Origin of the sequence: Pantoea sp. Morm, assembly GCF_016643525.1 — a bacterium.
GTDB lineage: Bacteria > Pseudomonadota > Gammaproteobacteria > Enterobacterales > Enterobacteriaceae > Pantoea > Pantoea dispersa.
On sequence record NZ_VOQX01000067.1, the window covers coordinates 1 to 25,214 of the forward strand.

The following is a 25,214-nucleotide window of genomic DNA, read 5'->3' on the forward strand; positions in this document are numbered from 1 at the left end:
CAAAACCACAGCAGGTACGCGAGGGTAACACAAACCCTGTAGGGTGCGCGTTAACGCGCACCAGGGAGATTACGGTGCCGGATACGTGTACTGACGGTGAATCGCTTCCAGCGCCTCTAACACCTCGCCGCTCAGCGTCAGGTTGAAACTCTCCACGTTAACCTTCAGCTGTTCCATGGTGGTGGCACCGAGCAGGGTGCTGGCCACAAACGGCTGCTGCCGCACATAGGCCAGCGCCATCTGTGACGGATCCAGGTTGTGCTGTTTCGCCAGTGCCACGTAGGCAGCAATCGCCTGCTGTGACTGCTCGCCGCTGTAGCGGGTAAAGCGGCTGAACAGCGTATTACGTGCGCCGGCCGGTTTCGCCCCGTTAAGGTATTTGCCGCTCAGCGTACCAAAGGCCAGGCTGGAATAGGCCAGCAGTTCCACGCCCTCATGCTGGCTAATCTCTGCCAGACCCACTTCAAAACTGCGGTTCAGCAGGCTGTACGGATTCTGAATAGTGACGATACGCGGCAGCTCGTGCTTCTCCGCCAGCTGCAGGTAGCGCATCACGCCCCAGGCCGTTTCGTTCGAGACGCCAATGTAACGGATCTTGCCCGCGCGCACCTGCTCGGTCAGCGCTTCCAGCGTCTCCAGCAGCGTAACGGTGGCGGTGTTGTCACTATACTGATAACCGAGTTTGCCAAAGTAGTTGGTCTGGCGCTGAGGCCAGTGCAGCTGGTAGAGGTCGAGGTAATCGGTATTGAGGCGCTTCAGGCTGGCGTCCAGCGCTTCGCGGACGTTCTTGCGGTCCAGCGCCTGGTTGGGGCGAATCAGCGCATCGCTGCCGCGCACCGGGCCGGCGACTTTACTCGCCAGAATGATTTTGTCGCGGCTGCCGCGCTTTTGCAGCCAGCTGCCAATGTATTTTTCGGTCAGGCCCTGGGTTTCCGGACGCGGTGGCACCGGATACATCTCGGCGGTATCAATCAGGTTAATACCCTGGCTAACGGCGTAATCAAGCTGCTGGTGGGCGTCGGCTTCGCTATTCTGCTCACCAAACGTCATCGTGCCTAACCCCAGCTGACTGACTTCCAGCGTGCTATGGGGGATACGGTGATAATGCATTGCCGGCTTCCTTTTTTCATTATGAAACGGAATGTTGTGTTCTCTGGGACTATAGCCTGTGAAGTGGCGCAGAAGGAAGGGGGGAAAGTTCGGGAAATCGCCTGCACAGGGGGAAAACGCGTACAGGCGAGGCAATTTGGCACTTAACGCTCAATGATGGTGGAAACCTCGTCACCATTAATTTGCATAACATGGCCCTGTTCGTCGGTGTACTGCACCAGACCGGTTTCTTTATCAATCGACGGCTTACCTTCGGTCATAATCATGCGGCCATCTTTGGTGGCCATAACGTAATCACTGCTGCAACCGCTTAATGCCAGCGCCGCCAGCAGCAGGCCCACTGCACTTACCAACCCTTTCATTCTCAGCTCCCTCAAGCCACTTCAACAGCAAAAGTGTAGTAATAAATGCTTTTGCCAGCTGGAGTAATCGCATCATTCCTAAAATAACAGGGCGAGATGCGCTCGCCCTTGACAGGTTACGCTTTGTTTTTCCTGCTGCGCATCAGGTTCAGACACTCTACCGCCATGGAGAAGAACATCGCAAAATAAATGTAACCTTTTGGTACATGCATACCAAAACTCTCGAGGATCAGGGTAAAGCCGACCAGAATCAGAAACGCCAGCGCCAGCATTTTGACCGACGGATGCCGCTCAACAAACTCGCCAATCGCGCGCGCGGCCACCATCATCATCAGCACCGCGATGACCACCGCCGCCATCATAATGAACAGGTGATCGGACAGACCGACGGCGGTGATCACTGAATCCAGGCTGAAGATGATGTCGAGCAGCATGATCTGCACGATGGCGCCGAAGAAAGAGTGCACATTGGTTTTGTGCTCCTCTTCGCCGCCTTCGATGGTTTCATGGATCTCCATGCTCGACTTCCACAGCAGGAACAGGCCGCCGAACAGCAGAATCAGATCGCGCGCGGAGAAGGCGTGGTCCATGATGGAAAACAACGGCTGCGTCAGTCTCACCACCCAGGCGATGGAGGCCAGCAGCCCGAGGCGCATCAACATCGCCCCCATCAGACCCAGCCGGCGCGCCCGGTTTTGCTGGTGCTGCGGCAGTTTCGCGACCACCAGAGACAGGAAAATAATGTTATCGATACCCAGCACCACTTCCAGAATGGTTAATGTTCCCAGCGCCAGCCAGGCGTTGGGATCAGCAATCCAGTCAAACATGAATCCTTCATTCCTAAACGAAAAGTAAACGGGAATTATACACGGCGCAGGCGGCGCTGCCTAAAGTGATCCTGCAAGGGCGAGGTTGTACCGGGAATTACAGCAGAAAATGCCGCGCCAGCAGCGGTCCGGTAAAGCTTTTCTTGAGGTAAAAACCGCGCGGCAGCGTCATGATCGGCTCGCCGTGTTCGCCGATGGCTTCGGTCAGCGCTTTGCTGTTGGCCGCTTTTGGCCGGATTTGCAGCCACGCACCGTGGCGGGCGGTGATGCGCTCCACATGGCCGAGCACGATCATGTCCATCAGCTCTTCCCAGTCCTCACGTAACTGCTGCTCTTCCTGCGCATTCGGCTGCCACAGCAGCGGCGAACCCACGCGGCGCTCGGCCAGCGGAATGGCGCGATCGCCCTCCACCGGGATCCACAGCACCCGCGCCAGCTTGTGGCGCACGTGGCTGGTTTGCCAGGTAACGCCGCTGTTGCCGGTGAGCGGTGCCACGCAGACAAAGGTGGTTTCCAGCGGCTTACCCAGCGCGTCGACCGGAATGGTTTTGAGTTCAATGCCCAGATGCGCAAAATCCTGCTCGGCTTTACTGCCGGCGCTGGCGCCAAGCAGCAGCTCCAGCAGCATGCCGACCCAGCCTTTATCGCGGCGTAAATCGGCGGGCATCGGCAGGCCGAGCTGCGCGGCCAGCGCGGCAAAGCTCTGACCAGCCAGCTGTTGGGCACGCTGGAGCAGTTCGGCTTCGTTACGGGGCGCAGCAGGCAAGGCGGCAGGGCAATTCATGATAAAACTCGCATTGGTCAAAATTTGGTCAGTAAAGGTCAGCGCGTGTTGTCCACATCGTGCCGGACAATGTAAACGTGATAATAGCATGATTCAGCATGCTTTTTTAGCGCGATTGACCAGGCGCTCACCAGGGTAAGAGGCGGTTATCCCGGTTTGTTATCGACAATGAACAGGATCTTAAACCCAGTTATCCACAGAAAAGTGGGATAACCCCACGTTTTGCCCACCCCTGTTTCCATTTACAGCCTTGACTTTGCCGAACTGCGCGCTTTTTTTCCATTCTCTGCCCAGGTTTAGGACATTCTCTGTGGATAAAATCAACGGTGATGGATCTTTGAGCAGCGGTAAGCGCGTGGGGAAGAATAACCGGCTTTCACGCTGTGTATCTGAACGCGTTGATTGGGTATCACTATGATAAATGGGGGTTTTAGTGTTATTCTCCCCGGTGTGCATGAGAATTTTCCGAAGCGGTTATTCAACTCATTCCCGTGTTCTGCACAAAGCTATCCACAGAAAAGGTGAATAAGATCGCCGTTAATTACCCCTGTCTGTTTATAACATGGCTATTATCTGTGAGTTATCCCATTGTTATCCGGTCAGCGGCGCGGATATCCAGTGGTTTACCGCCTGTAAGGAGTATGAAACAATCAGGCTATTCAAATTTAGCTTTGAGGTAGTCCAGTGATCGATGATGATGGCTACCGCCCGAATGTTGGTATCGTAATCTGTAACAGGCAAGGACAAGTGTTATGGGCCAGGCGCTTTGGACAGCACTCCTGGCAGTTTCCTCAGGGAGGCATCAATCCGGGTGAAACCGCTGAACAGGCGATGTATCGCGAACTGTTCGAAGAAGTGGGTTTACACCGCAAAGATGTTCGAATACTTGCTTCAACCCGTAACTGGTTACGTTACAAGTTGCCAAAACGTTTGGTGCGTTGGGACACAAAGCCGGTGTGTATCGGCCAGAAACAAAAGTGGTTTCTTCTGCAGTTGATGTGTAGTGACGCGGATATCAATGTGCAACACAGCAGCACGCCGGAGTTCGATGGCTGGCGCTGGGTCAGCTTCTGGTATCCGGTGCGTCAGGTTGTCTCTTTCAAGCGCGATGTGTATCGCCGCGTGATGAAGGAATTCGCTGGCGTGGTGATGTCTATGCAGGAGAGTGCGGGGCAGCGCAATAACAACGCCGCCCATCGACGTAAAAGAGGATAGGCCACGCCCTTTATGCTCACTCAGTTGCGCGAAATTGTAGAAAAAGTGGCGAGTGCACCGCGTCTGAATGAAGCACTCGACATTCTGGTCAACGAAATATGCCTGGCGATGGAGACCGAGGTCTGCTCGGTTTACCTCGCCGATCACGATCGGCGTTGCTACTACCTGATGGCGACGCGCGGCCTGAAAAAGCCGCGCGGCCGCACCGTTACGCTGGCGTTCGACGAAGGTATCGTCGGGCTGGTGGGCCGCCTGGCCGAACCGATCAACCTTGCCGATGCGCAAAGCCATCCCAGTTTTAAATACATTCCCTCCGTAAAAGAAGAGCGCTACCGCTCGTTTCTGGGTGTGCCAATCATCAGCCGGCGTCAACTGCTCGGCGTGCTGGTGGTGCAACAGCGAGAGCATCGTCAGTTCGACGAAAGCGAAGAGTCATTTCTGGTTACGCTGGCCACGCAGATGGCCGCGCTGCTGTCGCAGTCGCAGCTTGGCCAGCTGTTCGGTCAGTTCCGCCAGACGCGCGTCAAAGCGATTGCCGCCGCGCCGGGCGTCGCCGTTGCACCTGGCTGGGTTGATGAAACACAGCCGTTGCTCGACCAGGTGTCCGCCGCCTCTACGCTCGATCCACAGCGTGAACGCGAGCGCCTGATTGTCGCCATGGGCGAGGCGGGCAACGAGTTTCGTCGCTTCAGCAAGCGTTTCGCGGCCAGCGTGCAGAAAGAGAGCGCGGCGATCTTCGATCTCTACTCGCACCTGCTCACCGATGCGCGACTGAAAAAAGATCTGTTTGCCGAGATCGAGCGCGGATCGGTAGCCGAGTGGGCGGTCAAAACGGTGATCGAGAAGTTTGCCGCACAGTTTGCCAGCCTGCAGGATCACTATTTACGCGAGCGCGCCGGGGATCTGCGCGTGCTCGGCCAGCGCCTGCTGTTCCACCTTGACGACACGCTGGTGGGCACCAATGCCTGGCCGGAACGTTTTGTGCTGGTGGCCGATGAACTCACCGCCACCACACTGGCGGAGCTGCCGCAGGAGCGGCTGGCGGGCGTGGTGGTGCGCGATGGCGCAGCCAACTCGCACGCGGCGATCCTCACGCGCGCCATGGGTATTCCGACCGTGATGGGCGCGGATATCCTGCCGTCGCAGCTCAACAAGCGGCTGCTGATCGTGGACGGCTATCGCGGCGAAGTGCTGATCGATCCAGAGCCGGTGCTGGTGCAGGAGTATCAGCGGCTGATCAGCGAAGAGAACGCGCTGAGCAAAATGGCCGAAGACGTGGTGGAACAGCCCGGCGAGCTGAAAAGCGGCGAGCGCGTGCAGGTGATGCTCAACGCCGGTCTCAGCCCGGAACACGAACAGGCGCTCGACAACTGGGTTGACGGCATCGGCCTGTATCGCACCGAAATTCCGTTCATGCTGCAAAGTGGCTTCCCGTCGGAAGAAGAGCAGGTGGCGCAATATCAGGGCATGCTGCAACTGTTTTACGACAAACCGGTGACGTTGCGCACGCTGGATGTCGGCGCTGACAAACAGCTGCCTTACATGCCGATCAGTGAAGAGAACCCCTGTCTCGGCTGGCGCGGCATTCGTCTGACGCTCGACCAGCCGGAGATCTTCCTGGTGCAGGTGCGCGCCATGCTGCGCGCCAACGTCGCTTCGGGCAACCTGAGCATTCTGCTGCCGATGATCAGTCATATCGACGAGATCGAAGAGGCGCGGCGCCTGATCGATCGCGCCGGTCGCGAAGTGGAAGAGATGCTCGGTTATGCCATTCCGAAACCGCGCATTGGTGTGATGATTGAAGTGCCGTCGATGCTGTTTCTGATCCCGCATCTGGCGCAACGCGTGGACTTTATCTCCGTCGGCACCAACGATCTTACCCAGTATCTGCTGGCGGTCGATCGCAACAATACCCGCGTCGCCAACCTTTACGATTCGCTGCATCCGGCGATGCTGCGGGCGTTGCAAACTATTGCCAGTGAAGCCCGCCAGGCCAAACTGGAGCTGTGCCTGTGTGGTGAAATGGCGGGCGATCCGATGTGCGTCGCGCTGCTGGTGGGTCTGGGTTATCACCATCTCAGCATGAACGGCAAGAACATTCCGCGCGTCAAATACCTGCTGCGCCACCTCGATTATGAAGAGGCGCAGAAACTGAGCCAGCAGGGCGTGATGGCGCACACCGCAACGGAAGTGCGCCATCTGGTGTCGGCCTTCATGGAGCGGCGCGGCCTGGGCGGACTGATTCGCGGCGGACGTTAACTGTTTACATTTCTGCGGAAATTGTGAAAAGCGGCTGTGCTATGATGCGCAGCCTTTTATTGTATGGCCCTTTAGCCACGCCCATTTGCGGGCAGAAAAAACATGGTGAAAGATGACTAACGGCTACATTTCATTTCCCCAATTCGATCCGGTGATCTTCTCCATCGGACCGGTTTCGCTGCACTGGTACGGCCTGATGTATCTGGTAGGCTTTGTGTTTGCTATGTGGCTGGCGGTGCGCCGCGCCAACAAACCCGGCAGCGGCTGGAAGAAAGAAGAAGTTGAAAACCTGCTATACGCGGGCTTCCTCGGCGTGTTCCTCGGCGGCCGCATCGGCTACGTGCTGTTCTATAACCTGCCGCTGTTCCTCGACAACCCACTCTATCTGTTCAAAGTGTGGGACGGGGGCATGTCATTCCACGGTGGCCTGATTGGGGTGATCGTGGTGATGCTGATCTTCGCCCGCCGTACCAAACGCACCTTCTTCCAGGTCTCTGATTTCATTGCGCCGCTGATCCCGTTTGGCCTCGGTGCTGGCCGTCTCGGCAACTTCATCAACGGCGAACTGTGGGGCCGCGTGGCACCTGACTTCAAATTCGCCATGCTGTTCCCGGGTTCGCGCAGCGAAGACCTCGCGCTGGCGGCCAATAACCCGCAGTATCAGGAACTGCTGAACACGTACGGCGTGCTGCCGCGCCATCCGTCACAGCTGTATGAGCTGTGTCTGGAAGGCATCGTGCTGTTTATCATCCTCAACCTGTTTATTCGCAAGCCGCGCCCGATGGGCAGCGTCTCCGGCCTGTTCCTGATTGGCTACGGCGCATTCCGCATTATCGTGGAGTTTTTCCGCCAGCCGGATGCCCAGCTTGGCCTGTTCGAAGGCGGTATCAGTATGGGCCAGATTCTGTCGATCCCGATGATTCTGGCCGGAGTGATTATGATGGTCTGGGCGTATCGTCGTCGCCCGCAGCAACAAACGCGTGAGGTAAAATGAAACAGTATCTGGATTTGATGCAACATGTGCTGAATGAAGGCGTAGAAAAGGCCGACCGTACCGGTACCGGCACGCTCTCCATCTTTGGCCACCAGATGCGTTTCAATTTGCAGGACGGTTTTCCGCTGGTCACCACCAAGAAGGTGCATCTGCGCTCAATCATTCATGAGCTGCTGTGGTTCCTCAAAGGCGACACTAACATCGGCTACCTGAAAGAGAACAAGGTCACCATCTGGGACGAGTGGGCGGATGAAAATGGCGATCTGGGACCGGTCTACGGCAAGCAGTGGCGCAGCTGGGGCAAGGCTTCCGGCGAAGAGATCGATCAAATCAGCAAGGTGATTGAGCAGCTGAAACGCGATCCGGATTCGCGCCGCATTATCGTTTCGGCATGGAACGTCGGTGAGCTGGATCAGATGGCGCTGGCGCCGTGCCACGCGTTTTTCCAGTTCTACGTGGCGAATGGCAAGCTGTCGTGCCAGCTGTACCAGCGTTCGTGCGATATCTTCCTCGGCCTGCCGTTCAATATCGCCAGCTATGCGCTGCTGGTGCATATGGTGGCACAGCAGTGCGATCTTGAGGTGGGCGATTTCGTCTGGACCGGCGGCGATACGCACCTGTACAGCAACCATCTCGAACAGGCGCGACTGCAGCTGACGCGTGAACCGCGACCGCTGCCGAAACTGGTGATTAAGCGTAAGCCCGCGTCGATTTTTGATTACCAGTTCGATGATTTCGAGATCGAAGGCTACGATCCGCATCCGGCGATCAAAGCGCCGGTCGCCGTGTAATCTGCCGCTCTTCAGCATCAGGCCCTGCCATCGCGCAGGGCTTTTTTTTGCCTGGCCTCCGCCCGCTTCTGCGGGGATTTTCTGAATCCGGCGCGCAAAAAAAGGGTGTTGTCTGCACCGGGCATAACTTTCCTGCGGCACGCTTTCCATCTTCTCTGTTTGCCGCTGTTGCTTTTCGTCCGGCAGGCGCAGAGTGCCGGTTATGAACAGAACCCAAAACGCCGGCTTTACGCTGCCGGAACTGCTGCTGGTTATGGTGATTGCCGGTATCCTCAGCATCGCAGCCTTACAGGGCTGGCAGCGCTGGCAACAGTATCAGCAACTGCGTGACAGCGTTCTGCAACTGCAGAGCTTTTTGCTGCGGCTGCGCGCACACGCCAGCTGGCACAACCGCGACCTCAGCCTGTGGCTGCAACCAGGCGAAAACGGCTGCCTCGGCACCGGGCCGCAGCCCGCAGAAGGATGTCAGCTGCCGTCGCGCTGGCTGTTCCGGCCGCCTTATCGCGAAGTGCGCATCACCGCACTGGTCGGCGAGCCGGGCTTTTACGGCCGACGCGATGTGGCCCGGCCCGGCAGTATCGAACTGGAGAGCGCAGCTGGCCGCTGGCGCGTCATCCTCTCCGCCCGGGCGCGCATCCGGGTCTGCCAGCCAGGAGAGAAGGGATGCGAATAGCGCAGGGGGGCTTCAGTCTGCTGGAGATGCTGATCGCCATGGCGATTGGCGCGGTGCTGATGGTCAGCGTCGGCCGCTTTCTGCCGCTGCTGCTGGAACAGAACCTGCGCCTGCAGCAGCGGGTCCAGCTGCAACAGGAGCTGCAGCAGATTGCCGGCTCGCTGGTCAAAGCGCTGCGCCGTGCCGGTTACTGTCACGGTCAGTGCGGCGGTGCGGCGCTCACGCTGGTGAGCGGCGGCAGCTGTGTACTGCTGCGCTGGGACGAAAACAGTAACGGACGCTGGGAAGGCGTCGGTCACAGTGAAAGCGATTATTACGGCTATCGTCTGCGCAACGGACAGCTGGAGATGCAGCGCGGCGTGGATGAGTGCAACAGCAACGGCTGGGAGCGCATCACCGATCCGGCATTCCTCACCCTCAGCACCTTCCGGGTTGAGCGCCAGGGCTCGCGGCTGCTGTTGCAGCTGGCCGCCACGGCGGGCCGCCAGCAGGCAGAGCTGACGATAATAGCGGAGGGGCTGAATCTGTGAGGCAGCGGGGCAATAGCACGCTTGGTATGGTCGTGATGTTACTGCTGATGGGCGGGCTCACGCTGCACGCCGCGCGCACGCAGCTGGCGCAGGGCATGGCGCTGGTCGCCGACGAGCAGCAGCATCAGCAGGATTTCTGGCAGGCGCAGGCCGCTTTAACGTGGGGCCAGCAGCAAAACTGGCCGCAGGCCGCGGGCTGGCAGTGTCAGACCGCTCTGACCGATGCGTGGCAAAGCTGTCTGCTACGGCAGGAGGAGAATCATGGCTTATTATCGGCGCGCGGCACCGGACGCGCGCTCGTGCTCTATCAGTGGGTGTCGCTGCGCAACGGTCAGCTGCAGCCACAGCCGCATGGCTGGATCGACTACTGCCCGCTGGCAAAGGCGGAGCAGTGTCAGCTGCCAGAGGCGACAGCAGGGTTTTAGCCTGGCGGAAACGCTGGTCGCCATGCTGCTGCTGGCGATGACCATCAGCACGCTGCTGCAGTATCATCGCGCACTGGCGCTGGGATTTAGCCAGCAGTGGCAGCAGCGCCAGGCGTGGCAGGTAGCCGGGCAGGCGCTGCTCGGGCGTGATACCGCCGGCTGGCACATTGTGCACCAGCCGCAGAGTTTACCTGGCGGCTGCGTGCTGGATCGCGTTACCGTCACCGGACCCCATCAGCGCACGGCGTCGCTGGCGCGGCTCAATTGCCGCGAAGGTGATGCCGGCGGGTAGGCAGGCCAGACGATTAAGGGTAGAGTGACCGGGCTGCGCTTTCCCTTCTTTAAGGAGTTTTATGTTCCGGGTTTACCACTCCAATCGGTTAGATTTATTGAAAGACTTAGCGGTAGAGCTGATAAAACTCCAGCCGCTGGCCGATCCGCTCGCGGCTGAGCAGGTGCTGGTACAGAGCCCGGGCATGGCGCAGTGGCTGCAGATGGAGCTGGCTAACCGCTTCAACATTGCCGCCAACATTGATTTTCCGCTGCCTGCCAGCTTTATCTGGAGCATGTTCGTTAAAGTGCTGCCGGATATCCCGGAAGAGAGTGCTTTCACCAAAGCCAGCATGAGCTGGAAGCTGATGCACCGGCTGCCGGTGCTGCTGGAGCAGGAGGCGTTTCAGCCGCTGCGCAGCTATCTGCATGACGACGACGATCAGCGCAAACTCTACCAGCTCAGCGCGCGCGTGGCGGATCTGTTCGACCAGTATCTGGTCTACCGCTCCGACTGGCTGAACCGCTGGGAGCGCGGCGAACAGGTGGACGGGCTGAGCGATGCTCAGCAGTGGCAGGCGGCGCTGTGGCGCGATCTGGTCGAATTCACGCGCAGCCTCGGTCAGCCGATGTGGCATCGTGCCAACCTCTATGCACGGTTTATTCAGGCGCTGGAGCAGGCGTCAACGCCGCCGCCGGGGCTGCCGCAGCGCGTCTTCATCTGCGGTATCTCTGCGCTGCCGCCGGTTTATCTGCAGGCGCTGGAAGCGCTGGGCCGCCACATTGATATTCACCTGCTGTTTACCAATCCCTGTCGTCACTACTGGGGCGACATTCAGGATTACGCCTTCCTCGCGAAGCTGCAGAGCCGCCAGCGGCTGCGCCTGCATTCGCAGGAGACGCAGCCGCTGTTCCGCGATCCGGATGCCGCGCCAGCGCTGTTTAACGAACTGGGCGAGCAGCAGCTGACCAATCCACTGCTGGCCTCGTGGGGCAAGCTGGGCCGTGACAACCTGTTTCTGCTGAGCCAGATGGAGTCAGCCGCCAACGACATCGATGCGTTTGTGGAGATGTCACCGGATAATCTGTTGCACTGCCTGCAGGCCGATCTGCTCAATCTTGACGATCGCGCGGTGATTGGGCTCAGCGCTGGCGAGCTGGCCGACAGCATGGACAAGCGCCGGCTCGATCCGCACGATCGTTCCATCACGCTGCAGGTGTGTCACAGCGCCCAGCGTGAAGTGGAAGTGCTGCAGGATCACCTGCTGGCGCTGATGGAAGCCGATCCGGAGCTGAAGCCGCGCGATATCATCGTCATGGTGGCAGACATCGACAGCTACGCGCCTTTCATTCAGGCGGCTTTTGCCAGTGCGCCGCCTGAGCGCTATCTGCCGTTCGCCATTTCTGACCGGCGCGCCAGTCAGGCGCATCCGGCCATCCTCGCGCTGCTCAGCCTGCTGGCACTGCCGGACAGTCGCTTTGCCTCAGAAGAGGTGCTGGCGCTGCTGGAGGTGCCGGCGCTGGCACAGCGTTTCTCCGTCGAGGAGAGCGGCCTGCGCCTGCTGCGCCGCTGGGTGATGGAATCCGGCATCCGCTGGGGACTGGATGACGCCAGCGTGGAAGCGCTGGCGCTGCCGGTCACCGGCCAGCACACCTGGCGCTTCGGCCTGCAGCGTATGCTGCTGGGCTACGCGCTGGAAAGCCGCAACGGTGACTGGCAGGGCATTCTGCCGTATGACGAATCCAGCGGCCTGATCGCCGAGCTGGCGGGCCATCTGGCCGAGCTGCTGGCGCGGCTCGACAGCTGGCGCACGCGCCTTGCGCAGACACGCACCCTGGCCGAATGGCTGCCGCTGTGCCGCGAGCTGATTGACAGCTTCTTCAGCGGCGACGCCGACAGCGAGGCGGCGCTGCTGCTGGTCGAAACGCAGTGGCAGGAGATCATTGAGCAGGGGATGCAGGCCGCCTATCAGCAGCCGATTCCGGTCACGCTGCTGCGCGATGAGCTGCGTTCGCGCCTCGATCAGCAGCGCATCAGTCAGCGTTTCCTTGCCGGGCCGATCAACTTCTGTACGCTGATGCCGATGCGTTCCATCCCGTTTAAAGTGGTGTGCCTGCTGGGCATGAACGACGGCGTGTATCCGCGCACCCTGGCGCCGTTGGGTTTTGACCTGATGCAGCAGCAGACGCGGAAAGGCGATCGCAGCCGGCGTGATGATGACCGCTATCTGTTCCTTGAAGCGCTGATCTCGGCGCAGCAGCAGCTGTACATCAGCTACATTGGCCGGGCGATTCAGGACAACACCGAGCGCTATCCCTCGGTGCTGGTGACTGAACTGGTGGATTATCTGGCGCAAAGCTTCTGTCTGCCGGGCGATGAAGCCTGTGAGCCGGACGTCAGTGAGCAGCGGGTGCGGGCACATTTGCAACGCCTGCACAGCCGCATGCCGTTCGCGGCGGAAAATTTCCAGCCGGGAAGCCACGTGCAGAGCTTTGCCGCAGAATGGTTGCCAGCGGCGACCGGCAGCGGCGTGGCGCAGCCCGGGTTTGTTCAGCCGCTGCCGGTTCAGCCGCTGACCACGCTGTCGCTGGAGCAGCTGCTGCGCTTCTGGCGTCATCCGGTGCGGGCGTGGTTCCAGCAGCGACTCGGCGTGGCTTTCTGGATGGAGGAGAGCGAGCTGCCGGACAGCGAACCGTTCGCACCGGACAGCCTGGAGCGCTATCAGATCAACGCTGAACTACTCAATACGCTGGTCAACGGTGACGATCCGGCCCAGCTGTATGCGCACCATCGCGCCGCCGGTAATCTGCCTTACGGCGCCTTCGGGGAACTTTTCTGGCAAAGCCAGACCGAAGAGATGCAGGAAGTGGCGGCGGAAGTGAGCGCGCAGCGGCTGCCGGCGGAGAGCTGGGAAGTCAACCTGACGCTGGGCGCAACGCAGTTGACCGGCTGGCTGACTCAGGTGCAAGCTGATGGGCTGCTACGCTGGCGTCCGGGCGTGCTCAACATCAACGATGGTCTGCTGCTGTGGCTGGAACATCTGGTGTATTGTGCGCTGGGCGGCAACGGTACCAGCCGCATGTACGGTCGCAAACAGAGCCGCTGGCGCTTCGCGGCCGTGGCACCTGCCCAGGCGCAGGCGCAGCTGGCTGAATATGTGGCCGCCTGTGAGGCGGGTCTGGCGCAGCCGCTGCTGCTGCTGAATAAATCCGGCGGCGCCTGGCTGGACGCCAGCTTTGACAGCAAATCCGGCCAGATTCAGGAAGATGACGCTACGCAGAAAAAGGCGCTCAACAAGCTGTTGCAGGCATGGCAGGGTGGCTACCAGGTTGAAGGCGAGGGCAGCGATCCCTATCTGCAGCGCCTGTGCCGCACGCTGGACGAGCCGACGCAGCAGCAGATCATCGCTGCGGCGCGTCAGTGGTATTTGCCGGTGCGCCTCGCGCATCAGGATGATGAATAGCAACGGAAGTGCGGCCTGTACCTTGGCAGCCACCGTCTTATAAGAAAGTGTTTGAGTATCCCGACCGGCGCAACGCCGGCGGATAAGGGTAACGTTAAGGGGTTGAAATGCGGATTTACGCACGCTGGATAGGAGCGCTGCTGCTGAGCATGCTGGCGCTGAATGCCTTTGCCGACGACGGGCGCGGCTGGCAGCCGATTGATGAAACCATCCGCAAGAGCGATCACGATCCGCGCAGTTATCAGGCCATTACCCTGAGCAACGGCATGACGGTGCTGCTGGTGTCGGATGCTGCCGCGCCGAAATCGCTGGCAGCGCTGACGTTACCGATCGGTTCTCTGGACGATCCCGACAGTCAGCTGGGCCTGGCACACTATCTGGAACACATGGTGCTGATGGGGTCAAAAAATTATCCGCAGCCGGATAACCTGGCGGAGTTTCTCAAGAAGCACGGTGGTAGCCACAATGCCAGCACAGCCTCGTACCGCACCGCGTTTTACCTGGAAGTCGAAAACGATGCGCTGCAACCGGCGGTGGATCGTCTGGCGGATGCGATTGCGCAACCCTTGCTCGACCCGACCAACGCGGACCGCGAGCGGCATGCGGTTAACGCTGAGCTGACGATGGCACGCTCGCGCGATGGGCTGCGTATGGCGCAGGTTGGCGCGGAAACCCTCAACCCGGCGCACCCCGGCTCGCGCTATTCGGGCGGTAATCTTGATACCCTGAGTGACAAACCCGACAGCAACCTGCATCAGGCGCTGCTCGATTTCTATCATCGCCACTACTCGGCGAATCTGATGAAAGCGGTGATTTACAGTAACAAACCGCTGCCGGAGATGGCGACGATCGCTGCCGAGACTTTTGGTCGCGTGGCCAATCATCAGGCCAGCGTGCCGGATATTACCGTGCCGGTGGTCACCGATGCGCAGATAGGCATCATCATTCATTACGTGCCAGCGCAGCCGCGCAAGCAGCTGAAAATTGAGTTTCGCATCGCCAACGACAGCGACCAGTTCCGCAGCAAAACCGACACCTTAATCAGCTATCTGCTGGGCAACCGCAGTAAAAATACCCTGAACGACTGGTTGCAGCAGCAGGGACTGGCGGATGGCGTCAATGCCGGCGCGGATCCGATGACCGAGCGCAACAGCGGCGTGTTTGCCATCTCGGTTTCGCTGACCGACAAAGGTCTGGCGCAGCGCGATCGCGTGGTGGCTGCAGTATTCAGCTACCTTGATATGCTGCGCAAGCAAGGCATCGACAAGCGCTATTTCGATGAAGTCGCGCACGTGCTGGCGCTGGATTTCCGCTATCCGTCGATTACCCGCGATATGGATTACATTGAGTGGCTGGTGGATACCATGCTGCGCGTGCCGGTGACGCACACGCTGGATGCGCCTTATCTGACCGACCGCTATGATGCGGCCGCGATCAGCGCCCGTCTGGCTGAGATGACGCCGCAGAACGCCCGCATCTGGTACATCAGTCCCGCTGAGCCGCACAACAAACAGGCTTACTTTGTGAATGCGCCTTATCAGGTGGATAAAATCAGCGCCGCGCAGTTCAGCGCCTGGCAGCAGCAGGCGCAGCAGATTCCGCTGTCGCTGCCGACCCTGAATCCCTACATTCCGTCGGATTTCTCCCTCATCCCGTCTGACGGTAAGCATTACGATCATCCGGTGGCGCTGACCAATGGCGACAGCATGCGCATCTACTGGATGCCGAGCCAGTTCTACGCCAGCGAGCCGAAGGCCGCTATTACGCTCGCACTGCGAAACAAATCCGCGATCAGCGATGCGCGCCAGCAGGTGTTGTTTGGACTCAACGACTACCTCTCCAGCCTGGCGCTGGATGAGCTGAATTCGCAGGCTTCGGTGGGCGGCATCAGCTTCTCTACCGGTGAGGACGACGGGCTGGTGTTCAATGCCAGCGGCTTCACCCAGCGCCTGCCGGAGCTGCTGAAAAAGCTGGTTGAAGGCTACGCCAGCTTCCAGCCGGATGCGCAGCAGCTGGAGCAGGCGAAATCCTGGTATCTGGATCGGCTGGAAGCAGCGGAAAAGGGCAAAGCGTTTGAACAGGCGATTCAGCCGATGCAAATGCTGTCCCAGCTGCCTTATACCCAGCGTGAGGCGCGACGCCAGCTGGTGAAACAGATCACGCTGCAGGAGGTGATGGATTACCGCGATGCGCTGATCCAGCACGCCACGCCGGAAATGATGGTGGTCGGCAACCTGTCGGCCGATCGCGTCAGGCAGCTGGGCGAAGAGCTTAAACAGCAGCTGCACAGCACGGGGCACGGTTACTGGCACAGCAATTATGTGGTGGTGGATAAGCCGATCAAAGCCAACCTGCAGAAAACCGGCAGCAGCACCGACTCAGCGCTGGCGACGCTGTATGTGCCGCTCGGCTACAGCGAGTATCAAAGTATGGCTAACAGCACCATGCTGAGCCAGATTGTGCAGCCGTGGTTCTACAATCAGCTGCGCACCGAGGAGCAGCTGGGCTATGCGGTGTTCGCTTATCAGATGCCGATTGGTCGCCAGTGGGGCATTGGCTTCCTGCTGCAAAGCAACAGTAAAGCGCCCGCTTATCTGCTGCAGCGTTTCCAGGCGTTCTATCCGCAGGCGGAACAGCGTCTGCGCAGCATGAAAGCGGAAGATTTCGCCCAGTATCAGCAGGCACTGATCAACGATCTGAAACAGCGCCCGCAAACGCTGGATGAAGAAGCCAACCGTTACAGCCGTGATTTCAATCGCCAGAACTTCGCGTTTGATACGCGCGAAAAAGCCATTGCGCAAATTCAGCAGCTGACACCGGCCAGCCTGGCTGACTTTTTCCATCAGGCCGTGCTGGCGCAGCAGGGCATGGCGATGATCTCGCAGATTGGCGGCAGTCACGATGGCACCCACGATGCGGATTACGCGCCGCTGCCGGGCTTTACCACCTGGGATGAAGTCGCCCGGCTGCAGCAGTCGCTCTCCGTGAAGAGTGATGCGCCATGAGTCAGCGCCCTGAATCGCTCAATCCCCTGACGCTGCCGCTGCAGGGTGAGCGTCTGATTGAGGCCTCCGCCGGCACCGGTAAGACCTTTACCATTGGTCTGCTCTACCTGCGTTTGCTATTGGGACTTGGCGGACCGAATGCCTATGCGCGCCCGCTGTCGGTGGAAGAGATTCTGGTGGTGACCTTTACCGAAGCCGCCACCGCCGAACTGCGCGGCCGTATCCGGGAAAATATTCATGAGCTGCGGCTGGCCTGTCTGCGCGGCGTCAGCGCAAATCCGATGCTGATGCAGCTGCTGGCCGACATTGCCCAGCCCGCTGAGGCGGCCTCGCTGCTGCTGGCGGCGGAACGGCAGATGGACGAGGCGGCGATATTCACCATTCACGGCTTCTGCCAGCGCATGCTCAATCTCAATGCGTTTGAGTCTGGTATGCTGTTCGAGCAGCAGCTGATTGAAGATGAACAGCAGCTGTTGCGTCAGGCGACGGCGGATTTCTGGCGGCGCCATTGCTATCCGCTGACGCTGGATATTGCGCGCGTCATCGTTGCGGAATGGAGCGGGCCGGAACAGCTATTGTCGACGCTGCGCCCGTGGCTGCAGGGCGAGTCGCCCAGCCTGCGCCTGGCGCCGCACGACAGTGAAACCCTGACATCGCGCCACAGCAGCAACCTGGCACGCATTGCCGAAATGAAAGCGCAGTGGCGGGCGCTGGGCGAAGAGGTGCTGACGCTGGTCGGGCAGTCTGATGTTGATAAGCGCAGCTACAGCAGTAAAAACCTGCCGCTGTGGGTCAGCAAAGTCAGCGCCTGGGCGCAGAGCGAGACCGCGGATTACCAGATTCCCACCGAGCTGGCGCGTTTCGGTCAGCAGGTGCTCAATGAAAAAACCAAAAAGGGCGCGCCACCGCAGCACCCGTTGTTTGCTGCCATTGATACGTTCCTGGCGCAGCCGCTGTCGCTGCGCGATTTGGTGATTGCACGCGCGCTGGTGGAGGTGCGTCACGCGGTGCGTAAAGAGAAACGCCTGCAGGCGCTGCTGGGGTTTGACGATCTGCTGAGCCGGCTGGACGAGGCGCTGCAACAGCCCGGCGGCGAGCAGCTGGCGCAGGCGATTCGCCAGCGTTTTCCGGTGGCGCTGATTGACGAATTCCAGGATACCGACCCGCTGCAGTACCGTATTTTCCGCACGCTCTATTTACAGCAGCCGCAGCATGCGCTGCTGCTGATTGGCGACCCGAAACAGGCTATCTATGCCTTCCGCGGTGCGGACATCTTTACCTATATTCGCGCGCGCAGTGAAGTTCACGCCCACTACACGCTGGATACCAACTGGCGCTCGTCACCGGCGATGGTGGAGAGCGTCAATCAGCTGTTTATGCGCCAGCCCGCCCCGTTTCTGTTTGCGGACATCCCGTTTCTGCCGGTCAATGCCGCGCCGCCCAATCAGCGTTTGTCGCTGAGTATCGACGGCGAGGAGCAGGCCGCGCTGCGCTTTTGGCTACAGCCGGGCGCAGGCTGCAGCGTCAGCGAATACCAGCAGCTGATGGCGCAGCAGTGTGCCGCCGATATTAGCCGCTGGCTGCAGGCGGGTCAGCAACAGCGCGCGCTGCTGGGCAAAACACCTGACCAGCGGCCGGTGCAGGCCTCGGACATTACCGTACTGGTGCGCAGCCGGAACGAAGCCAATCTGATTCGCGCCGCACTCAATCAGCTCGGCATCCCTTCGGTGTATCTCTCCAACCGCGACAGCGTGTATACCACGCCCGAGGCGCGAGAACTGCTGTGGCTGCTGCAGGCGATCCTCGCGCCCGAGCAGGAGCGTATGCTGCGCACCGCGCTGGCCACGTCGCTGTTTGCCTTTGATGCCGCGCAGCTGGACGCGCTGGATCAGGATGCGCGCGGCTGGGATGCGCTGGTGGATACCTTTGCCCGCTGGCAGCAATTGTGGCACCAGCGTGGCGTACTGCCGATGCTGCGTCAGCTGATGCTGGAGCGCCAGCTGGCAGAAAACCTGCTGGCCTCAGAGAATGGCGAGCGTCGCCTGACCGATCTGCTGCACCTCGGCGAACTGCTGCAGGAGGCGGCGGCCCAGCTCGACAGTCCGCACGCGCTGGTGCGTTATCTGGCGCAGCAGATCGCCCGACCAGACAGCCAGTCGGCCAGCCAGCAGCTGCGGCTGGAGAGCGACCGCCACCTGGTGCAGATTGTCACTATCCATAAATCCAAGGGGTTACAGTATCCGCTGGTGTGGCTGCCGTTTGCCGCCGGTTTCCGTGAGGCCGATATCGCGCTCTATCACGACCGCGAGCATTACAACGCGGTGCTGGATTTGCAGAATGATGAGCAAAGTCTGGCGCTGGCAGAGCAGGAGCGGCTGGCAGAGGATTTACGCCTGCTGTACGTGGCGCTGACGCGTTCGGTGTATCACTGCAGCGTTGGTGTCGCCCCACTGTTTCGCGGCACGCGCAAGAAAGAGGGCGAGAGCGATTTACATAAAAGCGCGCTGGGTTTCCTGCTGCAGCGCGGCGAGCCGGCCACCGCAGAACAGCTGGCGAGTTTACTGCACGACATCAGCGTGACCGGAACCGAAGTGGTGCTGGCGCAGCCGCAGGGCCATGAACGCTGGCAGGCGCTGGACGAGGTTGACGATGCGCTGGATGCGCGCAGCGTCACGCGCGCGCTGGCCGATCCGTGGCGTGTCACCAGCTACTCCGGGCTGCAGCAGCACGGCAGTCACCGTATGCTGGATGTAATGCCGGGCTTCGATGCGGAAGCGGTCGGGGAAGATCGCGAGGCGGAAGTGCTGGAAACCGCGCTGACGCCGCACCATTTCCCGCGTGGCGCAGCGCCCGGGACTTTCCTGCATACGCTGTTTGAATCGCTCGACTTCACCCAGCCGCCGTCAGCGCCGCAGCTGGAACAGCAGTTGCAACAGAGCGGCTATCCGCTGCACTGGCAGCCGATGCTGAGCGAGTGGATTACCCGCGTGGTGAACACGCCGCTCAACACTGAAGGGGTCCGGCTGAGCGACATCACACCGGGCAATCGCCTGATCGAGATGGAGTTCTATCTGCCGATTGACGGACTGCTGACGGCACCGGCGCTGGACGCGTTAATGCGGCAGGATCCGCTGTCGCGTCAGGCGCCGCCGCTCGACTTCCGCCAGGTGCAGGGCATGCTGAAAGGCTTCATCGACCTGGTATTTCGCTGGCAGGGCAAATACTATCTGCTGGATTACAAATCTAACTGGCTGGGCGAGAGCCATCAGGCATACACACCGCAGGCGATGGCGCAGGCGATGATCGACCACCGTTACGATTTGCAGTATCAGCTGTATACGCTGGCGCTGCATCGCTATTTGCAGCACCGCCTGACGGATTACGATTATGAACAGCATTTTGGCGGCGTATTCTATCTGTTTTTACGCGGCATGGATGGCAGCTCGCCGGATAACGGGGTGTTCCATACCCGACCGACGTCAGATTTCGTTTCACAACTGGATAGCCTGTTTCGCGGGCCGGGAGCAGCAGCATGAGTAGCATGAGTACGCTATTGGCACAGGCGGCAGAACTGCGCCTGCTGCGGGCGCTGGATATTCAGTTTGCCCGGCTGCTGGCCGACGACGATCGGCCCGCGCATCTGCTGGCGGCTGCCTGTCTCAGCGCGGAAGCCGGTGACGGTCACGTCTGCCTGCCGTTGTCGCAGCTTACCCGCGAAGGGCTGTTCAGCGGTCGTCATCCGGAGCTGGCGCACGCCATCTGGCAGGCCGCCGGCGAGCCGCAGGACTGGCCGACGCTGCTGGCGGACTGGCAGGCGCTCAGCGCCAGCGATCGCCCGGCGCCGGTGGTGCTGCGTGATAACCGGCTCTATCTGCACCGGCTCTGGCATCACGAAGGGGAAGTGGCGCGCTTCTTCCAGCCACAGGCGGCGCCGCAGCTGTTTGCGCCCGAACAGGTGCGCAGCGTGCTGGATACCTTTTTCGGCAGCCAGCCTGAGGACTGGCAGAAAATTGCGGCGGCGGTGGCGCTGACGCAAAAAACCGCGGTGATCTCCGGCGGGCCTGGCACCGGCAAAACCACCACGGTGGCGAAGCTGCTGGCAGCGCTGATTCGCCTCAGTGAGGGAACCCTGCGCATTCAGCTGGCCGCCCCTACCGGCAAGGCGGCGGCGCGGCTCACCGAGTCGCTGGGTAAGGCGCTGCGCAGTCTCGACGTCAGCGATGCGGAGCGCCAGCGTTTTCCGGCAGAAGCCACCACGCTGCACCGTTTACTCGGTGCCCAGCCGGAGACGCAGCGCCTGCGCTACCACGCCGGTAATCCGCTGCATCTCGACGTGCTGGTGGTCGATGAAGCCTCAATGGTCGATCTTGGCATGATGGCAAACCTGATCGCCGCGCTGCCCGCTCACGCGCGGGTGATTTTTCTCGGCGATCGCGACCAGCTGGCCTCGGTTGAAGCCGGTGCGGTACTCGGGGATATCTGCCGCTGTGCTGAGGCGGGCTACAGTCCGGTGCGCGCGCTGCAGCTCACCACGCTGACCGGCTGCGAGGTTGCCGGCACCGATGATGCGGTGGCCCCGGCGGTGCGTGATGCCATCTGCCTGCTGCGCAAAAGCTACCGTTTCGCGGCGCACTCCGGCATCGGTCAGCTGGCTGCGGCGGTCAACGCCGGCGAAGCGCAGGCGGTCGAGGCGGCCTTTCAGGCGGGCTTCAGCGATATCGTGCGCCAGCCGCTCAACGATGCCGAAGCGTATCAGGCGATGCTGACGCAGATTGCCGAAGGCTATCGGCCATTTCTCCAGCTGATTAACCAGCGTGCCGCACCGGCCGAGGTGATTGCTGCGTTTGGCCGTTATCAGCTGCTGTGCGCCCTGCGCGAAGGGCCATTTGGCGTGCAGGGGCTCAATCAGCGTATTGAGCACAAGCTGATGCAGCTGCAGCTGATTCGTCGTCCGGCAGGGGGCAGCCGCTGGTATCAGGGACGTCCGGTGATGGTGACGCGTAACGACAGCGCGCTTGGCCTGTTCAATGGTGATATCGGCATTACGCTGTTCGATGAGGAAGGGCTGCTCAAGGTGTTTTTCCCGCTGCCTGATGGCAGCATCAAAGCGGTACAGCCAAGTCGCCTGCCGGCCCATGACACGGCATGGGCGATGACGGTGCACAAATCACAGGGTTCGGAGTTTGACCACACCGCGCTGGTGATGCCGGCTCAGTTCCTGCCGGTACTGACGCGCGAGCTGATTTATACCGCCATTACCCGGGCGCGCAGCCAGCTGACGCTGTTCAGTGATGAAGCGGTGTTCCGGCGCGCGGTGCAGTTGCGCACGCAGCGGCGCAGCGGGCTGCTGGATCGCTTAGGGGGAGAAGAGGGCAGATGATTGCGCCGCCGCGGGGAATAGCCCTCAGCGGCGCTTTGATGAGCAGTGGCGCTTAGCGTAAATCTGCCATCAGCACTTTGGAACGACGCTGATAGTTGTACATCTGCTTTTTGCTTTCAGGCAGCGATTCAATATCCACCGGCGTGAAGCCGCGCTCCTGGAACCAGTGGATACTGCGTGTTGTCAGCACGAACAGCTTCTTCAGCCCCATCTGCCGCGCCTGCAGCGCTACGCGCTCCAGCAGCAGCTCGCCGCGTGACGAGCTGCGATAGTCGGGGTGCACCGCCACGCAGGCCATCTCGCCGATTTGCTCGTCCGGGAACGGATAGAGCGCCGCGCAGGCGATGGTCATGTTGTCGCGCTGAATAATGGTGAATTTGTCGATCTCCATCTCCAGCTGCTCGCGTGAACGGCGCACCAGAATGCCCTGCTGCTCCAGCGGACGAATCAGTTCGAGAATCCCGCCGATGTCATTGATGTTGGCGCGGCGAATCTGCTCTGCCGACTCCATGACAATCTGCGTACCGATACCGTCACGCGAGAACAGTTCCTGCAGCAGTGCGCCATCTTCCTGATAGCTGATCAGATGGCTGCGGCGCACGCCGCTGCGGCAGGCTTTGACCGCGCCACGCAGGAAACGCACGGTGCCGGAGAGAAAATCACCGTCGCTCTCCATTTCATCAATACGCGTCTGCGCCTCGTTCGGGAACAGCTCGGAAATGATGGTGCCTTCGCGGTCGGTTACGCCCTGTTCGGAGCAGAAACCGATCATCTTCTCAGCTTTCAGCTTAATCGCCAGCTGCGTCGCCACCTCTTCCGAGGTCAGGTTAAAGCTTTCGCCGGTCACCGAGACCGCCACCGGACCCAGCAGCACAATGGCATTGTTATCCAGCTGACGATGGATCGCCTCTTCGTCAATCCGGCGGATGCGGCCGCTGTGGCAGTAATCGACGCCGTCATCCACGCCCAGCGGCTGAGCGATGATGAAGTTACCGCTCACCACATTAATATGCGCGCCCTGCAGCGGCGTATTATTCAGGCTCATCGACAGACGCGCCGTAATATCGAGCTGTAAACGCCCGGCCGCCTGCTTCACCAGCTCCAGCGATTGGGCATCAGTCACGCGCGTGTGTTTGTGGTAAATCGGCTCCAGCTGCTGCTGCGCGAGGCTGGCATCGATCTGCGGCCGTGCGCCATAAACCACCACCAGGCGAATGCCGAGACTATGCAACAGGCCGATATCGTTAACGATGCTGGAGAAGTTCTCATGCTCGATGGCCTCGCCACCCAGCATGATGACAAACGTCTTGTCACGGTGGGCATTAATATAGGGAACGGTATGGCGAAAACCCTGAACCAGTTCGGTACTGCGTTCCTTCACGGCAAACCCTCTGTGAATGGTTATTCGAAATTTATGTATTTTTATGCTCTTTCGCCACTTTTTGCAAGCATCGGACCTGACGTTACTTTACGATTTTCCTGATGCAAGCCACGCTAACAGACTGCATTATCTGGTTTTTCCGGCAAGACAAGACATTCCTCATTGAATAAAGTTTTCGCCTTCTGCTCGTCAACTGACGATTTTTTAGACATAACACAGTAGCTGGAGCGGCATGTCCGAAGCTTTTACCCGAAGACGACTTTTACAGGGCGCAGGTGCGCTGTGGTTGCTGAGCGTGACGCGCAGCGGTTTTGCGGCCAGTCAGCACATTGTGGCCGTACGCATCTGGCCATCCTCGACTTACTCGCGCGTGACGCTGGAATCCAGCGTCGCGCTGCACTATAAGCAGTTCACGCTGAGCAATCCCGAACGGCTGGTGATCGATATCCAGAACCTGCATATCAACAGCGCGCTGAAAGGCATCGATAAGCTGGTGCGGGTGGACGATCCCTACATTAAAACCGCGCGCGTCGGTCAGTTCGATCCCACCACGGTGCGCGTGGTGCTGGAGCTGAAGCGCAGCGTGGCATCGAAAACCTTCACCCTCGATCCGGTCGCCGGTATTCGCCACCGGCTGGTGGTCGATCTCTATCCCAGCCAGTCGTCACAGGAAGAGGATCCGCTGCTGGCGTTACTGAAGGATTACAACCAGGGTGAACTGGAGCGCGATCAACCGGCGCAGGCGCCGCTACCGGGTAAAGCCGGGCGCGATCGACCGATTATTATCATGATCGATCCCGGTCACGGCGGGGAAGATCCCGGCGCGCACGGCAAGTACAAAACGCGCGAGAAAGATATCGTGCTGAAGATTGGACGCTATCTGAAAGCGCTGATCGACAAAGAACGTAATATGAAGGCTTACATGACGCGCAACGAAGATGTGTTTATACCGCTGCGCGTGCGGGTCGCGAAAGCGCGTAAGCAGCGCGCCGATCTGTTTGTCTCGATTCACGCCGATGCTTTTACCAGCCGGGCGGCGCGCGGCTCTTCGGTCTTCGCGCTCTCCACCAGCGGCGCAACCTCGGCCGCTGCGCGCTTTCTCGCCCAGACGCAGAACGAAGCGGATTTGATCGGCGGGGTCAGCATGAGCGGCGATCGCTATCTCGACCACACCATGTTCGATATGGTGCAGCGGCAGACCATCAGCGACAGTCTGAAGTTTGGCAAAGAAGTGCTGACGCGCATGGGCCACATTAACCACCTGCATAAACGCACGGTGGATCAGGCCGGCTTTGCGGTGCTGAAAGCGCCGGATATCCCGTCGATTCTGGTGGAAACGGCGTTTATCAGTAACGTTGAAGAGGAGCGGAAGCTACGTACGCCGCGCTATCAGCATCAGGTGGCGGAAGCCATTCTGCATGGTATTAAGGCGTATTTTGACAAAGGCGGCGTGCTGGCACGGCGTTAGGGCAGGGCGGCAACGATGCCGCTTTTTTACCGGGCGCAGAAACAAAAAAACACCCGTCAGGGTGTTGTGATGTTCTTCCGCAGAAGAAGTGGTTGCGGGGGCCGGATTCGAACCGACGACCTTCGGGTTATGAGCCCGACGAGCTACCAGGCTGCTCCACCCCGCGTCCGTCTGTCGCGCTGAGCGACTTTGCACATTGTCTTCTTCGTTAAGACAATTGGTTGCGGGGGCCGGATTCGAACCGACGACCTTCGGGTTATGAGCCCGACGAGCTAC

18 protein-coding genes and 1 tRNA gene are annotated in these 25,214 nt (G+C 60.1%); 13 read left to right on the plus strand and 6 right to left on the minus strand.

Annotated elements, in window-relative coordinates:
• Positions 1-69: 69 nt before the first annotated feature.
• From FT726_RS19700 to mutH, 4 genes are all read right to left on the minus strand, one after another.
• Positions 70-1,110 carry an NADP(H)-dependent aldo-keto reductase gene (locus FT726_RS19700; RefSeq protein ID WP_282995560.1) on the minus strand — a complete coding sequence of 347 codons (1,041 nt, stop codon included), beginning with the start codon at positions 1,108-1,110 and terminating at the stop codon, positions 70-72.
• Between the two features lie 143 nt (positions 1,111-1,253).
• Complete coding sequence (locus tag FT726_RS19705; protein WP_021506698.1) at positions 1,254-1,472, minus strand: YgdI/YgdR family lipoprotein; 219 nt, start codon at positions 1,470-1,472, stop codon at positions 1,254-1,256.
• A 116-nt stretch (positions 1,473-1,588) separates the two neighbouring features.
• Positions 1,589-2,299: a TerC family protein gene (locus FT726_RS19710; RefSeq protein WP_021506699.1), complete on the minus strand. Its 711-nt coding sequence runs from the start codon at positions 2,297-2,299 to the stop codon at positions 1,589-1,591.
• A 97-nt stretch (positions 2,300-2,396) separates the two neighbouring features.
• Entirely contained in the window at positions 2,397-3,083 is a 687-nt protein-coding gene (gene mutH, locus FT726_RS19715; protein WP_282995562.1) for a DNA mismatch repair endonuclease MutH, read from the minus strand.
• 684 nt (positions 3,084-3,767) lie between these two features.
• Here mutH and rppH point away from each other — a divergent pair.
• The 12 genes from rppH (at position 3,768) to recD (ending at position 22,089) form a co-directional block, all read left to right on the plus strand.
• Positions 3,768-4,298 carry an RNA pyrophosphohydrolase gene (rppH, locus tag FT726_RS19720; protein ID WP_031279497.1) on the plus strand — a complete coding sequence of 177 codons (531 nt, stop codon included), beginning with the start codon at positions 3,768-3,770 and terminating at the stop codon, positions 4,296-4,298.
• A 12-nt stretch (positions 4,299-4,310) separates the two neighbouring features.
• The gene (gene ptsP, locus FT726_RS19725) at positions 4,311-6,557 is read left to right on the plus strand and encodes a phosphoenolpyruvate--protein phosphotransferase (RefSeq protein ID WP_058757064.1); all 2,247 of its coding nucleotides are present in this window, start codon (positions 4,311-4,313) and stop codon (positions 6,555-6,557) included.
• A gap of 112 nt (positions 6,558-6,669) precedes the next feature.
• Positions 6,670-7,551 carry a prolipoprotein diacylglyceryl transferase gene (gene lgt / locus FT726_RS19730; protein ID WP_021506703.1) on the plus strand — a complete coding sequence of 294 codons (882 nt, stop codon included), beginning with the start codon at positions 6,670-6,672 and terminating at the stop codon, positions 7,549-7,551.
• A complete protein-coding gene (thyA, locus tag FT726_RS19735) occupies positions 7,548-8,342 on the plus strand; it encodes a thymidylate synthase (protein WP_346303255.1) in 795 nt (264 codons plus the stop codon). Before lgt ends, thyA begins: the two co-directional genes overlap by 4 nt.
• A gap of 202 nt (positions 8,343-8,544) precedes the next feature.
• Positions 8,545-9,015 carry a prepilin-type N-terminal cleavage/methylation domain-containing protein gene (locus FT726_RS19740; RefSeq protein WP_058757063.1) on the plus strand — a complete coding sequence of 157 codons (471 nt, stop codon included), beginning with the start codon at positions 8,545-8,547 and terminating at the stop codon, positions 9,013-9,015.
• Positions 9,006-9,545, plus strand: coding sequence for a prepilin peptidase-dependent protein (locus tag FT726_RS19745; protein WP_346303256.1), 540 nt, complete (start codon positions 9,006-9,008; stop codon positions 9,543-9,545). The genes FT726_RS19740 and FT726_RS19745 overlap by 10 nt, the downstream gene beginning before the upstream one ends.
• Positions 9,546-9,571: 26 nt before the next feature.
• A complete protein-coding gene (locus FT726_RS19750; protein ID WP_346303257.1) occupies positions 9,572-9,970 on the plus strand; it encodes a DUF2509 family protein in 399 nt (132 codons plus the stop codon).
• A gap of 1 nt (position 9,971) precedes the next feature.
• Positions 9,972-10,262, plus strand: a complete 291-nt coding sequence (locus FT726_RS19755; protein WP_230857086.1) for a prepilin-type N-terminal cleavage/methylation domain-containing protein — start codon at positions 9,972-9,974, stop codon at positions 10,260-10,262.
• A gap of 61 nt (positions 10,263-10,323) precedes the next feature.
• Positions 10,324-13,704 (plus strand): exodeoxyribonuclease V subunit gamma, encoded by a 3,381-nt coding sequence (recC, locus tag FT726_RS19760; protein ID WP_346303258.1) that lies wholly within the window; start codon positions 10,324-10,326, stop codon positions 13,702-13,704.
• A gap of 107 nt (positions 13,705-13,811) precedes the next feature.
• Positions 13,812-16,709, plus strand: coding sequence for a pitrilysin (gene ptrA, locus FT726_RS19765; RefSeq protein WP_346303259.1), 2,898 nt, complete (start codon positions 13,812-13,814; stop codon positions 16,707-16,709).
• Positions 16,706-20,245, plus strand: a complete 3,540-nt coding sequence (recB, locus tag FT726_RS19770; RefSeq protein ID WP_346303260.1) for an exodeoxyribonuclease V subunit beta — start codon at positions 16,706-16,708, stop codon at positions 20,243-20,245. The genes ptrA and recB overlap by 4 nt, the downstream gene beginning before the upstream one ends.
• Positions 20,242-22,089 carry an exodeoxyribonuclease V subunit alpha gene (gene recD, locus FT726_RS19775; protein WP_058757057.1) on the plus strand — a complete coding sequence of 616 codons (1,848 nt, stop codon included), beginning with the start codon at positions 20,242-20,244 and terminating at the stop codon, positions 22,087-22,089. The genes recB and recD overlap by 4 nt, the downstream gene beginning before the upstream one ends.
• Positions 22,090-22,141: 52 nt before the next feature.
• On the opposite strand, the gene argA is transcribed toward recD, so the two are convergent.
• Positions 22,142-23,470 carry an amino-acid N-acetyltransferase gene (argA, locus tag FT726_RS19780; RefSeq protein ID WP_021506712.1) on the minus strand — a complete coding sequence of 443 codons (1,329 nt, stop codon included), beginning with the start codon at positions 23,468-23,470 and terminating at the stop codon, positions 22,142-22,144.
• A gap of 232 nt (positions 23,471-23,702) precedes the next feature.
• On the opposite strand from argA, the gene amiC reads away from it, so the two are divergent.
• Entirely contained in the window at positions 23,703-24,938 is a 1,236-nt protein-coding gene (gene amiC, locus FT726_RS19785; protein WP_346303261.1) for an N-acetylmuramoyl-L-alanine amidase AmiC, read from the plus strand.
• 89 nt (positions 24,939-25,027) lie between these two features.
• On the opposite strand, the gene FT726_RS19790 is transcribed toward amiC, so the two are convergent.
• Positions 25,028-25,104, minus strand: a tRNA-Met gene (locus FT726_RS19790).
• Positions 25,105-25,214 lie beyond the last annotated feature (110 nt).

What these genes read in the sequence shown, in the direction of transcription:
- FT726_RS19740 (WP_058757063.1), top strand. Translation starts at nt 8,545, where the DNA reads ATGAACAGAACCCAAAACGCCGGCTTTACGCTGCCGGAACTGCTGCTG.
- FT726_RS19710 (WP_021506699.1), bottom strand. Translation starts at nt 2,299, where the DNA reads ATGTTTGACTGGATTGCTGATCCCAACGCCTGGCTGGCGCTGGGAACA.
- FT726_RS19750 (WP_346303257.1), top strand. Translation starts at nt 9,572, where the DNA reads ATGGTCGTGATGTTACTGCTGATGGGCGGGCTCACGCTGCACGCCGCG.
- mutH (WP_282995562.1), bottom strand. Translation starts at nt 3,083, where the DNA reads ATGAATTGCCCTGCCGCCTTGCCTGCTGCGCCCCGTAACGAAGCCGAA.
- lgt (WP_021506703.1), top strand. Translation starts at nt 6,670, where the DNA reads ATGACTAACGGCTACATTTCATTTCCCCAATTCGATCCGGTGATCTTC.
- ptsP (WP_058757064.1), top strand. Translation starts at nt 4,311, where the DNA reads ATGCTCACTCAGTTGCGCGAAATTGTAGAAAAAGTGGCGAGTGCACCG.
- amiC (WP_346303261.1), top strand. Translation starts at nt 23,703, where the DNA reads ATGTCCGAAGCTTTTACCCGAAGACGACTTTTACAGGGCGCAGGTGCG.
- thyA (WP_346303255.1), top strand. Translation starts at nt 7,548, where the DNA reads ATGAAACAGTATCTGGATTTGATGCAACATGTGCTGAATGAAGGCGTA.
- recB (WP_346303260.1), top strand. Translation starts at nt 16,706, where the DNA reads ATGAGTCAGCGCCCTGAATCGCTCAATCCCCTGACGCTGCCGCTGCAG.
- FT726_RS19705 (WP_021506698.1), bottom strand. Translation starts at nt 1,472, where the DNA reads ATGAAAGGGTTGGTAAGTGCAGTGGGCCTGCTGCTGGCGGCGCTGGCA.
- FT726_RS19700 (WP_282995560.1), bottom strand. Translation starts at nt 1,110, where the DNA reads ATGCATTATCACCGTATCCCCCATAGCACGCTGGAAGTCAGTCAGCTG.
- recC (WP_346303258.1), top strand. Translation starts at nt 10,324, where the DNA reads ATGTTCCGGGTTTACCACTCCAATCGGTTAGATTTATTGAAAGACTTA.
- ptrA (WP_346303259.1), top strand. Translation starts at nt 13,812, where the DNA reads ATGCGGATTTACGCACGCTGGATAGGAGCGCTGCTGCTGAGCATGCTG.
- recD (WP_058757057.1), top strand. Translation starts at nt 20,242, where the DNA reads ATGAGTAGCATGAGTACGCTATTGGCACAGGCGGCAGAACTGCGCCTG.
- FT726_RS19745 (WP_346303256.1), top strand. Translation starts at nt 9,006, where the DNA reads ATGCGAATAGCGCAGGGGGGCTTCAGTCTGCTGGAGATGCTGATCGCC.